This window comes from Pseudomonas sp. LABIM340, assembly GCF_040017195.2.
In the GTDB taxonomy this organism is placed as follows: Bacteria; Pseudomonadota; Gammaproteobacteria; order Pseudomonadales; family Pseudomonadaceae; genus Pseudomonas.
Map to the genome: position 1 here is coordinate 4,348,934 of NZ_CM200227.1, position 15,919 is coordinate 4,364,852.

The 15,919-nt window shown below is 66.1% G+C and carries 10 protein-coding genes; 6 read left to right on the forward strand and 4 right to left on the reverse strand.

The annotated features are described in order from the left end of the window. Positions 1-17 precede the first annotated feature (17 nt). Both ABKS89_RS19780 and ABKS89_RS19785 read left to right on the forward strand, forming a co-directional pair. On the forward strand, positions 18-698 hold the full coding sequence (locus ABKS89_RS19780) for a heavy metal response regulator transcription factor (RefSeq protein ID WP_348586751.1): 681 nt from the start codon (positions 18-20) through the stop codon (positions 696-698). Next, the gene (locus tag ABKS89_RS19785) at positions 695-2,011 is read left to right on the forward strand and encodes a heavy metal sensor histidine kinase (protein ID WP_348586752.1); all 1,317 of its coding nucleotides are present in this window, start codon (positions 695-697) and stop codon (positions 2,009-2,011) included. The genes ABKS89_RS19780 and ABKS89_RS19785 overlap by 4 nt, the downstream gene beginning before the upstream one ends. A 198-nt stretch (positions 2,012-2,209) precedes the next feature. Here the strand turns inward: ABKS89_RS19785 and ABKS89_RS19790 are convergent, their stop codons facing one another. The 4 genes from ABKS89_RS19790 to ABKS89_RS19805 all read right to left on the reverse strand — a co-directional run bounded on the left by ABKS89_RS19790 (position 2,210) and on the right by ABKS89_RS19805 (position 5,478). Beyond that, positions 2,210-2,989: an ABC transporter permease gene (locus ABKS89_RS19790; protein ID WP_081518608.1), complete on the reverse strand. Its 780-nt coding sequence runs from the start codon at positions 2,987-2,989 to the stop codon at positions 2,210-2,212. After that, positions 2,986-3,918: an ABC transporter ATP-binding protein gene (locus tag ABKS89_RS19795; RefSeq protein ID WP_138214796.1), complete on the reverse strand. Its 933-nt coding sequence runs from the start codon at positions 3,916-3,918 to the stop codon at positions 2,986-2,988. The genes ABKS89_RS19790 and ABKS89_RS19795 overlap by 4 nt, the downstream gene beginning before the upstream one ends. A gap of 107 nt (positions 3,919-4,025) precedes the next feature. Beyond that, entirely contained in the window at positions 4,026-4,643 is a 618-nt protein-coding gene (locus tag ABKS89_RS19800; protein ID WP_348586753.1) for a glutathione S-transferase family protein, read from the reverse strand. A gap of 175 nt (positions 4,644-4,818) precedes the next feature. Further along, positions 4,819-5,478 carry a transglutaminase-like domain-containing protein gene (locus ABKS89_RS19805; protein ID WP_348586754.1) on the reverse strand — a complete coding sequence of 220 codons (660 nt, stop codon included), beginning with the start codon at positions 5,476-5,478 and terminating at the stop codon, positions 4,819-4,821. A 248-nt stretch (positions 5,479-5,726) separates the two neighbouring features. Between ABKS89_RS19805 and ABKS89_RS19810 the strand changes: the two genes are divergently transcribed. From ABKS89_RS19810 to ABKS89_RS19825, 4 genes are all read left to right on the forward strand, one after another. Beyond that, positions 5,727-8,162, forward strand: a complete 2,436-nt coding sequence (locus ABKS89_RS19810; RefSeq protein ID WP_348586755.1) for an acyl-CoA dehydrogenase — start codon at positions 5,727-5,729, stop codon at positions 8,160-8,162. A gap of 118 nt (positions 8,163-8,280) precedes the next feature. Further along, a complete protein-coding gene (locus ABKS89_RS19815; protein WP_348586756.1) occupies positions 8,281-8,694 on the forward strand; it encodes a PA2816 family glutamine-rich protein in 414 nt (137 codons plus the stop codon). 72 nt (positions 8,695-8,766) lie between these two features. Continuing rightward, complete coding sequence (locus ABKS89_RS19820) at positions 8,767-9,177, forward strand: PA2817 family protein (RefSeq protein WP_045208986.1); 411 nt, start codon at positions 8,767-8,769, stop codon at positions 9,175-9,177. 296 nt (positions 9,178-9,473) lie between these two features. Continuing rightward, positions 9,474-15,833: a DUF5801 repeats-in-toxin domain-containing protein gene (locus ABKS89_RS19825; RefSeq protein ID WP_348586757.1), complete on the forward strand. Its 6,360-nt coding sequence runs from the start codon at positions 9,474-9,476 to the stop codon at positions 15,831-15,833. Positions 15,834-15,919 lie beyond the last annotated feature (86 nt).

A 15,919-nucleotide genomic window follows, 5' to 3' on the forward strand; every position in this document is an offset into this window, starting at 1 on the left:
CCACAAGGGATACCCGGATGAAACTCCTCATCGTCGAAGACGAACCGCGCATCGGCCAGTACCTGCAGCAGGGCCTGAGCGAGGCCGGCTTTGCCGTCGACCTGACCGCCGATGGCGACGAAGGCCTGCAACTGGCCCTGGCCGGCGAACACGACCTGCTGATCCTCGATGTGATGCTGCCCGGCCGCGACGGCTGGCAGATCCTCCAGGCGGTGCGCCAGGCCGGCAGCGACGTGCCTGTGCTGTTCCTCACCGCCCGCGACGCCGTGGAAGACCGCGTGCGCGGCCTGGAACTGGGCGCCGACGACTACCTGGTGAAGCCCTTCGCCTTCGTTGAACTGCTGGCCCGCGTGCGCACGCTGCTGCGTCGTGGCGGCCAGCAAATCCAGGAAACCACCCTGCAGCTGGCGGACCTCGAACTGGATCTGCTGCGCCGTCGCGTGCAGCGCGCCGGCAAGCGCATCGACCTGACCGCCAAGGAATTCGCCCTGCTGGAACTGCTGCTGCGCCGCAGCGGCGAGGTGCTGCCCAAGTCGTTGATCGCCTCCCAGGTGTGGGACATGAATTTCGACAGCGACACCAACGTCATCGAAGTCGCCATCCGCCGCCTGCGCGCCAAGGTCGACGACGACTTCCCGCAGCGCCTGATCCACACCGTGCGCGGCATGGGCTACGTGCTGGAAGAGCGCGAAGCATGAGCGCGCGCCTGTCCCTCGGCCTGCGCCTGAGCCTGCTGTTCGCCGCCTGCACCGCCGCCGTGTCGCTGCTGGCGGGGATCATCTTCAGCCGCGCCAGCGAGGCGCACTTCATCGAGCTGGACCATCAGCTGATGGCCGGCAAGCTGGCGATCTTCCGCGACGTGCTGGCCGATGTTGGCGGCCCGCAGCAGCTGGCACCGCACACCGCCGAACTGCGCCGTGAGCTGCGCCGCCACCCTGACCTCGGCCTGCGATTGCAGGGCTCTGACGGCACCACCTGGTTCGAGCAACGCCCGGCGCTGAACATGGCCAACGGCGAGGAGCAATCGTTTCGCGAATTGCAGGCCCCGCTGGACGCCCGGCAACGTGATGGCGTGCAGCTGACGCTGATCCTCGACATCACCCATCACCAGCACTTTCTGCAACGCATGCAGCGGCTGATCTGGATGACCATGGGCTTCTCCGCCCTGGCCACCGCCCTGCTCGGCGCCTGGGCCGCCCGCGCCAGCCTGCGACCGTTGAGGCGCATGAGCGAGGTGGCGGCGCAGGTCAGCGCGCACTCGCTGACGACCCGCCTGGACGCCGGGCAGATGCCGCAGGAGCTGCGCGGCCTCGCCGCCGAGTTGAACGCCATGCTGGCGCGCCTGGAAGAGGCCTTCCAGCGCCTGTCGGCTTTCTCCGCCGACATTGCCCACGAACTGCGCACGCCGCTCACCGGGCTGCTGACCCAGACCCAGGTGGTGCTGTCGCGCTCGCGCAGCCTGGAGGACTACCGCGAGGCGCTGCACGGCAACCTGGAGGAGCTGGAGCGGCTCACCACGATGGTCAACGACATGCTGTTCCTGGCCAAGGCCGACCACGGCCTGCTCAGCCCCAGCAGCCAGCCGCTGGCGCTGGCCGGCGAGGTGGACGAGCTGCTGGAGTTCTACGGGCCGCTGGCCGAGGAGAAGTCCATCCGCCTGGAGCGCGACGGCGAGCTGTCGGTACAGGGCGACCGTGCGCTGCTGCGCCGGGTGCTGGCCAACCTGCTGGACAACGCCCTGCGCTTCACCCCGGACGGCGGACAGATTCGCGTACTCCTGGAGCCGGGCCGCCTGAGCGTGGAGAACCCCGGCCGGGAGATTCCCGCCGACCGCCTGCCGCGCCTGTTCGACCGTTTCTATCGCGCCGACCCGGCCCGCCGCGAAGGCCAGGGCGAACATGCCGGACTGGGGTTGGCGATCTGCCGCTCCATCGTCCGCGCCCATGGCGGGGAGATTCGCTGTGAGTCGGCCGAGGGGTGGACGCGGTTTGTCATCGAGTTTCCCGTTTAAGAGCCCCTCACCCTAACCCTCTCCCAAAGGGAGAGGGGACTGTTCGGCACAGGTGGAAACCAAAGTGTCAGCCGGCACGTGCGGCCCCCTCTCCCTCCGGGAGAGGGCTGGGGTGAGGGCAAACCAATGCAGCGAGGTCGCAGCTGGCGCAAAAAAAAGGCCCCAACCGGGGCCTTTTTCATCAGCGCAACGCGCCGCTCACTGCCGCATGCCGCGCCCGCTCACCAGCAGGCGCACGCAGAAGATGTAGAGCAGCACGGTCGCCACCAGCATGAAGACCACCGCCGTGCCGATGCGGATGTCGGACACGCCGAGGATGCCGTAGCGGAAGGCGTTGACCATGTGCAGGATCGGGTTGGCCAGCGACACGGTCTGCCAGAACGGCGGCAGCAGCGTGATCGAGTAGAACACCCCGCCCAGGTAGGTCAGCGGCGTCAGCACGAAGGTCGGGACGATGGAGATGTCGTCGAAGTTGCGCGCGAACACCGCATTGACGAAACCGCCCATGGAGAAGATTCCGGCGGTCAGCACCACCACCAGCACGGTGATGCCCAGGTGGTGGATCTGCAGGTCGGTGAAGAACAGCGACAGGATGGTGACGATCACGCCCACCGCCAGCCCGCGCAGCACGCCGCCGCAGACGAAGCCCAGGAGGATGGTGTGCGGCGACACCGGCGACACCAGCAGCTCCTCGATGTTGCGCTGGAACTTGCTGCCGAAGAAGCTCGACACCACGTTGCCGTAGGAGTTGGTGATCACCGACATCATGATCAGCCCCGGCACGATGTACTGCATGTAGGTGAAGCCGCCCATGTCGCCGATCTGCCGGCCGATCAGGTTGCCGAAGATGACGAAGTACAGAACCATGGTGATCGCCGGCGGCAGCAGGGTCTGCGGCCAGATGCGCAGGAAGCGGCGGACTTCGCGGTAGACGATGGTGTTGAGGGCGACCCAGTTGGCGCGCAGTTCGTGACTCATACCGCCACCTTCGACAGATTCTTCTCCACCAGCGACACGAACAGTTCCTCCAGGCGGTTGCTCTTGTTGCGCAGGCTCAGCACCTGGTGGCCCTGGGCGTTGAGCTGGACGAACAGCCCGTTGATGCCCAGCGACTTGTCCACCTGCACCTCCAGCGTGTGGTCATCCACCAGCCGCACCGGGTAGCCGTCCAGCTTCGGCGCTTCGCTCAGGGTGCCTTGCAGGTCGAGGTAGAAGGTCTCCACATGCAGCTTGTTCAGCAGCTTGCGCATGCTGGTGTTCTCCACGATGGTGCCGTGGTCGATGATCGCGATGTTGCGGCACAGCTGCTCGGCCTCCTCCAGGTAGTGCGTGGTGAGGATGATGCTGATGCCCTCCTGGTTGAGTTCGGTGAGGAAATTCCACATCGAGCGGCGCAGTTCGATGTCCACGCCGGCGGTGGGTTCGTCGAGGATCAGCAGGCGCGGCTCGTGCACCAGCGCGCGGGCGATCATCAGGCGGCGCTTCATGCCACCGGAGAGCTCGCGCGAGGCGGAGTTGCGCTTGTCCCACAGGCCCAGCTGGGTCAGGTACTTCTCGGCGCGGCCCTTGGCCACGCTCATCGGGATGCCGTAGTAGCCGGCCTGGGTGACGACGATGTCGAACACCTTCTCGAACTGGTTGAAGTTGAACTCCTGGGGCACCACGCCCAGGCAGCGCTTGAGGCCATACGGGTCCTTGTCCAGATCATGGCCGAACACGTTGACCGTGCCGCTGGTCTTGTTCACCAGGGTGGAGAGGATGCCGATGGTGGTGGATTTGCCGGCGCCGTTGGGGCCCAGCAAGGCAAAGAAATCGCCCTCGGCGACGTCCAGATCGATGCCCTTGAGGGCCTGGAAGCCGTTGCCGTAGGTCTTCGTCAGTTGACGGATGGACAGCGCGGAACTCATGGGTTTTCCCGTTGCAAGTCGGTGGAAAGACGCATGTCTTTGGAAAAAAGGCCTGCTTGATAAGGGTACGCCGCGAGGATTGCAACCTCCGGGGCACGCGCAGGCATTCAGGTCAGGTCGGTCATCACCGCCGCACGGTAGGCCGGGCGCGCCTTCAGGCGTGCGTACCAGGCTTCGAGATGCGGCTGTGCCGGGCGTTCGATGGGCATTTCGAACCAAGCATAGATGAAGCTGCCCAGCGGAATGTCACCCATGCCGAATTGTTCGCCGGTGAGGTACGGCTGCTTCGCCAGTGCAGCCTCGGGGACCGCCAGCAGCGCCACGCAGTTATCGATGGCGGCCTGGATGGCGGCGGCGTCGCGCTGCTCCGGCGGGGTGCGCAGGGTACCCCAGAATACGGTGCGGAATGGCGCGGCGAAGGATGAGGTGGTCCAGTCCATCCACTTCTCGGCGCTGGCGCGTTGCTGCAGGTCCTGCGGGTACAGGACCGGGGCGTAGCGAGCGGCAAGGTAGCGGACGATGGTGTTGGACTCCCAGAGCACGAAACCCTCGTCGTCCAGGGTCGGCACCACGCCGTTGGGGTTCAGCGAGCGGTAGGGCTCGTCGTTGACCAGGCCGAAAGCGCCGCCGGCGTCGATCCGTTCATAGGCCAGCCCGGCCTCCTCCGCACACCAGAGCGCCTTGCGCACGTTGGAGGAATTCTTCCGGCCCCAGATCTTGAGCATGCTGCGCCTCTCTTGTTGTCGTCATTCGATGGTCACGCGCCCAACGGACGCGATTTCGGATGACGGCACCCTACCGGCAACAGCGCGAGGAAAAAAGACACACGTACTGATGGTTACTATCGATTGCTTTCATGGGCGATTGCGTTCATGGCGATTGCTTTCAGGGGCGACTGCTTTACTGCCTTGCCGCCTCACTGCGCATGTCGCCGGCCAGCGGCGCGTCCTCGCCGGTGAACAGGTGCGGATAGCACTGCTTGAGGTAGCCGAAGAAGAACTCCTCGGGCACATCGGGGAACTGGCCGTGGTCGCGCAGGTATTCCATGTGCCGTTCGCCGTCGCGGTTGAAGGGGTGGAAGACGCTGTCGTTGCGTCCGTCGAATTCCAGCGGCAGCACACCGAAGGCTTCGCACAGGCCGATGTCGAAGGCCGGCGTGGCCTTGACCCAGCGGCCCTCGAGGAACAGCTCGGTGTAGCCGTGCATGGCGAACACCTCGCTGCGCAGCAGTTCCAGCAGGCGCGGCGTGGCCAGGTGGTTCTTCACGTCGGCGAGGCCGATGCGCGCGGGGATGCCGCAATGCCGGGCGCAGGCCGCCAGCAGCGTGGCCTTGGGCACGCAGTAGGACTGCCCGGCCTCCAGCGCATGGCTGGCCTTGAGCGTCTGCGGGTCGCGGCTGAACACGTAGGGGTTGTAGCGAATCTGGTCGCGCACCGCGTAATACAGGGCCACCGCCTGCTCCAGCGGAGTACCGCCGTCGCCGCGGTGATTTAGAGCGAACTCGATTACCCCGGGGTGGTCACTATCAACGAAGCGGCTGGGCTTGAGGTAGGGCTGCATGGCGTTGTCTCCGGGCTGGTCATCCTTGATGGCGTCCCCAGTCTAACCAGCGCCGGCGCCTGCCCGACAAGACGATCCGGCCAAGCTGTCCGGCCATGCGGCCATCGGTCCGATTCGGCCAGCTAAGCTTCCGGTGCATGGTGGAGGGGGCCCCCACGGGGAATACCTGCCGCTGTGCTCGCGCACTCTCGTTACCAAGCCCACTACGGCCTGCTGTCGCCGGGTTGGGTTGTCATGGAGGAATCCGCATGCTGCTCGTCTGGTTACTCGTCCTGATCCTCGGCGTCGCCTGGCTCGCGCACCGCCGCGCCGCGCCCCTGAAGGCACTCGGCATCGTTGCCGTGTACCTCGCACTGATGAGCCTGTTCAGCCACGCCCATGGCTGGATGGTGCTGTTGTGGCTGCTCTGGGCCGTGGTCGCGGTGACCATTCTCGCCACCGACCTGCGCCGCAGCCTGTTCACCTCGCGGCTGTTCGCCTGGTTCAAGAAGACCCTGCCGCCGATGTCCGAGACCGAACGCGAGGCCATCGAGGCCGGCACCGTCTGGTGGGATGGCCAGCTGTTCAGCGGCCGCCCGGGCTGGCACACCCTGCTGGGCTACCCCAAGGCACAACTGACCGAAGAGGAGCAGGCCTTCGTCGACGGCCCCACCGAGCAGCTGTGCGCGATGATCGACGACTACCAGGTCGGCAAGGCCATGGACCTGCCGCCCGAAGCCTGGGCCTACATCAAGAGCCAGGGCTTCTTCGGCCTGATCATTCCCAAGGAATACGGCGGCAAGGGCTTCTCCGCCTTCGCTCACTCCCAGGTGGTGATGAAGCTCGCCACCCGTAGTGGCGACCTCGCCTCCACCGTGATGGTGCCCAACTCCCTCGGCCCGGCCGAACTGCTGCTGCACTACGGCACCGACGCCCAGCGCCAGCGCTACCTGCCGCGCCTCGCCACTGGCGACGAGATTCCCTGCTTCGCCCTGACCAGCCCGCAGGCCGGCTCCGATGCCGGCGGCATGACCGACGTCGGCGTGGTCTGCAAGGGCCAGTGGGAAGGCGAGGAAGTCATCGGCCTGCGCCTGACCTGGGAGAAGCGCTACATCACCCTCGGCCCGGTGGCCACCCTCCTCGGCCTGGCCTTCAAGTGCCATGACCCGGACCACCTGCTGGGCGATGAAGAAGACCTCGGCATCACCCTGGCGCTGATCCCCACCGACACCAAGGGCGTGCAGATCGGCCGTCGCCACGTGCCGCTGGGCGCCGCCTTCATGAACGGTCCCAACTCCGGCAAGGACGTATTCGTGCCGCTGGAGTACATCATCGGCGGCCAGGAAATGATCGGCAAAGGCTGGATGATGCTGATGAACTGCCTGTCGGTGGGTCGCTCGATCTCGCTGCCGGCGGTGGGCACCAGCGCCGCCAAGGCCGGCAGCTATGTCAGCGGCCGCTATGCCCAGGTACGCGAGCAGTTCAACGTGCCGCTGTCGGCCTTCGAAGGCATCCAGGAAGCCCTCGCCCGCATCGGCGGCAACGCCTGGATGATGGACAGCGCGCGCATCCTCACCGCCAACGCGGTGGACCTGGGCGAGAAACCCTCGGTGCTCTCGGCCATCCTCAAGTACCACCTCACCGAACGCGGCCGCGATTGCATCGCCCACGCCATGGATATCCACGGCGGCAAGGGCATCATCCTGGGCCCGAACAACTACCTGGGCCGTTCCTGGCAGGCCGCGCCGATCTTCATCACCGTCGAGGGCGCCAACATCCTCTCGCGCAACCTGATGATCTTCGGCCAGGGCGCCATCCGCTGCCATCCGTACGTGCTCAAGGAGATGGAACTGGCCCGCCGCGAGGACCAGGACCAGGCCGAGCGCGAGTTCGATGAACTGCTGCTCAACCACATCGGCTTCGCCGTCAGCAATGCCGCCAGCAGCCTGCTGCTGGGCCTGGGCTTCGGCAGCTTCGACCAGGTGCCGGGCGACCGTATCAGCCGTCCTTACTACCGCGCGCTTAACCGCCTGGCCGCGTCCTTCGCCCTGCTCGCGGACTTCAGCATGATGATGCTCGGCGGCGAGCTGAAACGCCGCGAACGCCTGTCCGCACGCCTGGGCGATGCGCTGAGCCACCTCTACCTGGGCTCCGCCGCGCTCAAGCGTTACCACGACCTGGACAACCCGGACTACCTGCACCCGCTGCTGCACTGGGCCATGGAGGAAAACCTGGAGAAGGCCGAAGCCGCGCTGGCCGACCTGATCGACAACTTCCCCAACCGCGCCGTCGGCTGCCTGCTGCGCGTGCTGGTGCTACCGCTGGGCCGTCGCCACCGTGGCCCGAGCGACGCGCTGGATGCCGAGATCGCCCACATCCTCGGCCGCCCGCTGAGCGACCCGGCGCTCCAGGCAATCCTCGCCGGCGCCCATCTACCCAGTGGCCCGGATGATCCGGTCGCCAAGCTCACCTTCGCCTACGACCAGCTCGCTGCCGCAGCGCCCTTGCAGAAGAAGCTGCACAAGGCGCTCAAGGAGCACGGCGTCAATCCCAGGCCAGGGCAGTCGCCCATCGATGCCGCCGCCGAGGCGGGCGTGCTGGAAGCCGCGGAAGCGGAAACCCTGCACTCCGCCGAACGCGCTCGCCGCGCGGTGATCGACGTGGACGATTTTTCTAAAGAAGAGCTGGCCGGCAAGGCCGACTGAGCAGCAGCTTTCACGCACGGGGCGCCTTCGGGCGCCTCTTTTTTCTCCGACGCACAGCAATGCCTGCGCGGGCTATCGGGTGCACACTGAAGGCATCACCCCCCATGGAGACCCGCACATGCGTCGATCCATCCTCTTGCTGCTCGTGCTGCTGGCCGGCAGCGTCCACGCCGATCCCTGGCTCTACCCCAGCCGGCCGCGTCCGGCGCCAACGCCCAGCCCGGTCATCGACCCGATCCAGCAACAGCAGGACAGCCTGCGCCGCCAGCAACAGCTGCGGCAGAACCAGCTCGACAGCCAGCGCCTGAACTACGAGGACCAGCGCCTGCAGATGCAGCAGCAGGGCCTGCAGCGCCAGCAGAACAACCAGCAACGCTGGAACGAACAGCGCCGGCAGAGCGACCAGATGATCCAGCGGCAGAAGAACGAGCTGCAGCAGGATCAATTGCAACAGCAGCAGCGGATGCTCGACCAGCAGCGCCAGCAGATCGACAACCAGCGGCGGCAGATCCAGATGCGCCCGCTCCGCTGATCGTTCCGGCGGCAGCGGCGGCGAAACCCGATATACTCCCCGGCCGTTTGCACACAGCTCCAGAGGAATCCCATGGCCAGCGCCTATCTCGACCACCACATCGCCCTGCTCAACCACCTGCGCATGATCCTTGGCGCCCTGGGCGAAGCCGAGCAGGTTCCCGAGGACAACCACGGCCTGTTCCTCGAACGCTTCGACGAGCTGCTGGTGGAACTGCCGCGCGACCCGGAAGGCGCCCAGTACCTGGGCCAGGACCTGATCAGCCAGATCTTCCACCGCTACCCGCAGATCGCCCACCTGATCCCGCGCGACCTTCTGTGGTTCTTCGGCGGCGACTGCCTGCACTACATGCCCGACGAAGAGCTGCAGATGTACCAGCAGCTCGACGAGCGTCGCTTCGAAGCCGAAGAAAACGGCGAGCCCTTCGACTGGAACCGCGAGAAGCAGCTGCTCGCCCTGCCGGAAGACACGCCGAAGCACTAAGCGCCGAGCAGAACCAGAGAAGCCCGCACAATGCGGGCTTTTTCATGGGCGATCGCCAGCTGTTCGCCACCGCCTCCCTCGAAAATCCGACGCTTCTACCTCCCGTCGGCAAGCGCAGCGCTGCAACCCGCGCAGCGCCTGCGCTGCCCTGCCCGCCTAGTCCGAAACTCCCAGCTCGCCTGGGAGTATCGGCCGATGCGCATTCCGCGGGGCGTCCCCATAGTCGTGGCATGTAGCAGTAAAAGGCCAGCAGTCGAGGTCTGGCCGCCACGCATGGAAATGCTCGGGAGAACATCATGACCGCCCATAAGAAGATTGCGTCGCCAACGCGCCCCACCGCAGATGACACCAACAGCCCTTCCGTTACCACCGACCAGAACGACTACGCCCCCGGCAGCACCGCCATCATCACCGCCAGCGGCTTCACTGCCGGCAGCACCGTGAAGATCGAGGTGGACCACGCCACCAATCCCGGCGCCGACGGCGTATGGGGCACCGCAGATGACGTGCTCAACACCAGCGCTGGTGCCGGACACGAGCCCTGGTACGTGACCGACGGCGGCGCCGGCGACCTGGACGGCCAGGCCAACGGCAGCGTCACCACATCCTGGTACGTCGACCCGGACGACTCCGCCGGGGCACGCTTCCTGCTCTCCGCCTCCAGTAACGGCGCCATGGCGACCGCCACCTTTACCGATGCCGGCCCCATCGTGTCGGCGACCGGTGTGACCGTCTCGGCGGACGAAACCGCCGGCCTGCAGAACGCCACGGCCACCCCGAGCCCGGCGGGCGACGCCAATGACAACGACATCCTCCTCGCCTCCCTGCCCGCCGCGTTTACCGCCCGCCTGACCGCCCTGGGCGCTGGCACTGCTTCGGGCGCCGCCCTGAGCGGCTATACCGGCGCAGCCGGGAATACCGGCAGCAATGCCTTCACCATCAGCGCCGCACCCGGCGGCGCGATCACCGACATCCTCTTCACCGGCAGCGGCGGCGCACCGCTCAACGGCCTGGACAGCGGCCTGGATACCCTCGCCGGGCAGGACATCCTTCTCTACACCGACACCACCAACAACAACGTGCTCGTCGGACGTGCCGGCGGCCCCGCGGGCGCCATCGTGTTCGCCGCCTATATCGAGGAAACCGGTTCGCCGGTCAGCGGCGGCAAGATCTGGACCGTGGAATACCAGCCGCTCAAGCACCCGGTCACCAACAATCCCGACGACGCCCTCGACCTCACCAACAAGGTCTTCATCGGTACCAGCCAGGACCTGACCTTCAGCCTGGCCGACGCCCCGTCCGGGCAGAACCTGTTCCTGATGTTCACCACGGCCAACCCGACGACGGTCACTGACAACGGGGTGGTGCGCATCACCGACCCGACCATCATCGCCACCGGCAAGGACCCGGCCAACCAGTCCAGCGGCGCCAACATCACCACCGGCGACACCATCAACACCAGCCAGGCCGGCGGCCCGACCACCTTCGGCACCAACAACCAGATGATCACCGAGCAGGAAGGCATAAGGTTCACCTTCGTCACCGGCGCCCGGCAGAATGTGACCATCCCCAACCTGGACCAGAACGAAGCGGACGTTGAAGCCAACATCGACTTCACCCAGATGTTCAATGCCAAGACCGCCAGCTTCGATGTCGTGCAGTTGCAGAGCGGCAAGAGCGCCATCGTCAAGCTCAGCGCCTTCAGCACCGCGGTCGAAGCAGGTAACGCCTTCATCGACGGCTATGCCGGCGACGCGACAGTCGCCATCACCAACGTCCGCGTTCTCAACAGCACCACCGGTACGGTGCTGGAGAACTCCAACGGTCTGGTGAACGATCCAAGCATCACCATCACCATCACGGGTGGCGTGGCGACCATTACCGGCGTGCTGGCCGGCTACAAGATCGAGTACACCACGACAGCCGACCACAACCGCGTGCTGGTCGAGAACGGCTCTGCGGTCGGCGCCAAGGGCAATGACCATGCCGCCTTCGATATCGGTGGCTTCAAGCTGCTGCAGGTCTCCACCGCCACCGCGGAAATCGGCTCGAAGATGATCTTCGAGGACGACGGCCCGAGCATCAGCACCACCGGCACCGAACCGACGCTGACGGTGGACGAATCCGTCCTCACTACCGATGCCTCGCAGAGCTTCGCCGCGAACTTCACCTCGGCCTTCGGCGCCGACGGCGCGGGCACCCTGACCTACGCGCTGAGCGTGATCGCCGGGGCATCGGGGCTGGTCGACACCGCCACCGGCCAAGCCGTGAACCTGGCCATGAACGGCGCCGTGGTGGAAGGTCGCACAGCCATCAGCAACGACCTGGTGTTCACCGTCAGCGTGGCTGCCAACGGCACCGTGACGCTGGACCAGCAGCGCGCCATCGTCCACGCCAACACCAGCGATCCGGATGATTCGAAGACCCTCACCTCCGACGACCTGGTGAAACTGACGGCGACCAAGACCGACGCCGACGGCGACAGCGCCCAGGCCACGCTGAACATCGGCCAGAACCTGTTGTTCAAGGACGACGGCCCGAACATCAGCACCACCGGCGTCGAGCCGGTGATGACGGTGGACGAATCCGTGCTGGCGACCGACTCCACGCAGAACTTCGCCGCCAACTTCACCTCGGCCTTCGGTGCCGACGGGGCCGGCACCCTGACCTATGCACTGAGCGTGATCGCCGGTGCTTCGGGGCTAACCGACACGGCCACCGGCGAAGCGGTCAACCTGTCGATGAATGGCGCCGTGGTCGAAGGCCGCACCGCCACCACTAACCAGCTGGTGTTCACCGTCAGCGTCGCCGCCAACGGCGACGTCACCCTCGACCAGCAGCGCGCCATTGTCCACGCCAACACCAGCGACCCGGATGACTCCAGGACGCTCACCGCCGACAACCTGGTGAAGCTCACCGCGACCAAGACCGACGGCGACGGCGACAGCGCCCAAGCCACGCTGAACATCGGGCAGAACCTGGTGTTCAAGGATGACGGTCCGAACATCAGCACCACTGGCGTCGAGCCGGTGATGACGGTGGACGAATCGGTCCTGGCCACCGACTCCACGCAGAACTTCGCCGCCAACTTCACCTCGGCCTTCGGCGCTGACGGTGCCGGCACGCTGACCTATGCGCTGAACGTGGTTGCCGGCGCTTCCGGGCTGACCGATACGGCCACGGGCGAGGCAGTGAATCTGTCGGTCAACAATGGAGTGGTCGAAGGCCGCACCGCCACCACCAACCAGCTGGTATTCACCGTCAGCGTGGCTGCCAATGGCGACGTCACTCTCGACCAGCAGCGCGCGGTCGTGCACGCCAACACCAGCGACCCGGATGACTCCAGGACCCTCACCGCCGACAACCTGGTGAAGCTCACCGCAACCAAGACCGACGGCGACGGCGACAGCGCCCAGGCCACGCTGAACATCGGCCAGAACCTGGTGTTCAAGGATGACGGCCCGAGCATCAGCACCACCGGCGTCGAGCCAGTGATGACGGTGGACGAATCAGTCCTGACCACCGACTCCACACAGAGCTTCGCCGCCAACTTCACTTCGGGCTTCGGCGCCGACGGGGCCGGCACCCTGACCTACGCGCTGAGCGTGGTGGCGGGCGCTTCCGGGCTGACGGACACGGCCACGGGCCAGGCGGTCAACCTGTCGGTCAACAACGGCGTGGTGGAAGGCCGCACAGCCACCAGCAACGACCTGGTGTTCAAGGTGAGCGTCGCTGCCAACGGTGACGTGACCCTCGATCAGCTCCGCGCGGTAGTCCATACCGACACCACCAACCCGGACGACTCGACGACCCTGACCTCCGACGACCTGGTGAAACTCACCGCGACCAAGACCGACGGGGATGGTGACAGTGTCCAGGCCACGCTGAACATCGGGCAGAACCTGGTGTTCAAGGACGACGGCCCGAACATCAGCACCACCGGCGTCGAGCCGACCCTGACGGTGGACGAATCCGACCTGACCGTCGACGCGACCCAGGGCTTCGCCGGCAACTTCAGTTCGGGCTTCGGCGCCGACGGCGCCGGCACCCTGACCTATGCGCTGAGCGTGATTGCCGGAGGCTCCGGGCTGACCGACACGGCCACCGGTGAAGCGGTGAACCTGTCCATGAACGGCGCCGTGGTGGAGGGCCGCACGGCTACCACCGACCAGTTGGTGTTCACCGTCAGCGTCGCCGCCAACGGTGACGTCACCCTGAACCAGTTGCGGGCCATCGTGCACCCGGACACCACCGACCCGGATGACGCGAAGACGCTCACCTCCGATGACCTGGTGAAACTCACTGCGACCAAGACCGACGGCGACGGCGACAGCGCCCAGGCCACCCTGAATATCGGGCAGAACCTGGTGTTCAAGGATGCCGGCCCGAGCATCAGCCCCACCGGCACGGAACCCGTGCTGACGGTGGATGACTCGGACCTGACCACCAACGCCCTGCAGGCCTTCTCCGCCAACTTCCTCTCGTCGTTCGGCGCCGACGGGGCCGGCACCCTGACCTACACCCTGGGCTGCGTCTCGGGCGCTTCCGGGCTCACCGATACCGCTACCGGCCAGTCAGTGGTGCTCTCGCTCAATGGCACCGTGGTGGAAGGCCGCTGCGCCATCAGCAACGACCTGGTGTTCACCGTCAGCGTCAATGCCAACGGCGATGTCACCCTCGACCAGCAGCGCGCCATCGTCCACGCCAACACCAGCGACCCGGATGACTCGCGGACGCTCACCTCGGACAACCTGGTGACCCTGACCGCGACCAAGACCGACGGCGACGGCGACAGCGCCCAGGCCACGCTGAACATCGGGCAGAACCTGATCTTCAAGGACGACGGGCCGACCATCAGCACCACCGGCAGCGAGCCGACCCTGACGGTGGACGAAACCGTGCTGGCCACCAACGCCACGGCCAACTTCGCCGCCAACTTCACCTCGGGCTACGGCGCCGACGGGCCGGGCACCCTCGCCTACGCCCTGAGCGTGGTCGCCGGAGCGTCCGGGCTGGTCGACACTGCCACCGGGCAGGCGGTCAACCTGTCGGTCAACAACGGCGTGGTGGAAGGTCGTACCGCCGTCAGCAACGTACTGGTCTTCACCGTCAGCGCCGCCAGCAACGGTGACGTCACCCTCGACCAGATGCGCGCCGTGGTCCACGCCAATGCCAGCGATCCGGATGACAGCAGGACCCTCACCTCGGACAGCCTGGTGAAACTCACCGCGACCATCACCGACAAGGACGGCGACAGCGCCCAGGCCACCCTGAACATCGGGCAGAATCTGGTATTCAAGGACGACGGGCCTTCCCTGGCCTTCGGCAACATCGTCGGCACCGGCAGTACCATCGCGCAGACCGGCTACTGGGACCATGCCTTCGGCGCCGACGGCAGCAGCGCGGCTGGCCTGGATATCGCCCTGGCGAACGGCCAGTTCACCCTGGTGCGGCCCAACGGCACCACCACCACCGGGACCGGTACGCTCACCGAAACGTCACCGTCGCCGGATGCCAATGGCGCGTTCCACTTCGCCGGCACCCTCACCGGCGACTTCGACAACAACGCCAGCACCGCCAACACCAGCGTCGACTACACGCTGACGGCCCTGGCCGACGGCACCTACACCCTGGACCTGGTGCAGGGCTTCAGCTCGACACTGGTGCTGAGCACCGCCAACGGCCAGCTCGGCGCTGGCGGCCCGGATCCGGTGCAGACCCTGACCATCGGCACCGACGCCGTGGTGTTCTTCGCGGCCAAGGCGCTGGCACCACAGACCGGCTCGAACAGCATCCTCACCGGTATCGGCCTGGGCTTGACCGACCCCACCGAGGCGCAGTTGCAGACCAACCCGCTGCCGTCCTACATCGACGACCAGAAGGCCCTCAACGTCAGCACCTCCGGCATCGGCGTGAAGAACAACGTCCTGCAGGGCAGCGGTGCCGGCATTACCGCCGGTGATGACAGCTTCGTCGCCAACCCGCAGACGCTGCTGACCTCGGTGAAGGTCTTCATCGACAACTCGGTGGGCGGCTACGACCCGACCTCGGAATCGCTGTACTACGTCGCCTACTACGACGACGGCACGACGTCCGGGGCGCCGATCAAGGTGCTGGCGGCGAACCTGCAGAACGAGTCCGGCGGGCAGAAATCCTTCACCGTGCAGACTGTCGCCGGCAAGCTGATCGATGCCATCCAGCTGACCATGGCCGAGGGCATGATCAAGGTGCCGACCATCCAGTTCATCAAACAGGTCGAGAACCTGGCCAGCGACGTGAAGCTGTCGTTCAACGCCACGGTGACCGACAAGGACGGCGACGCGGCGACCAGTTCCTTCACCGCCAACCTGTTCGCCAACAAGACCGCCGGCGGAACCTTCGACTACATGCTGACAGGCGTGACCGGCACCAAAGAGGCCTTCAACATCGACCTGGCACGCACCGAGAACAAGTACCAGGTCACCGGCTTCGACACCACCGGCCAGCGCGACAAGCTGGTGCTCAATGGCGACGCCACGTCGACCGTGCAGAACATCGACAACAGCGGCGCCAACAGTATCGTGACGATCCACGAGACTGGCGGGCAGCTGACGACCATCACCCTGGTCGGCGTCGATATCCTCAACACCGATATCGTGCACGGCAGCGCCACGTAGTTCGCACGCGGGAGAGGTGCGGGGGTGGTGTGGAAACCACTCCCGCATCGTTTTTCAGGACGGAGGAAACACGACAAACACTGACG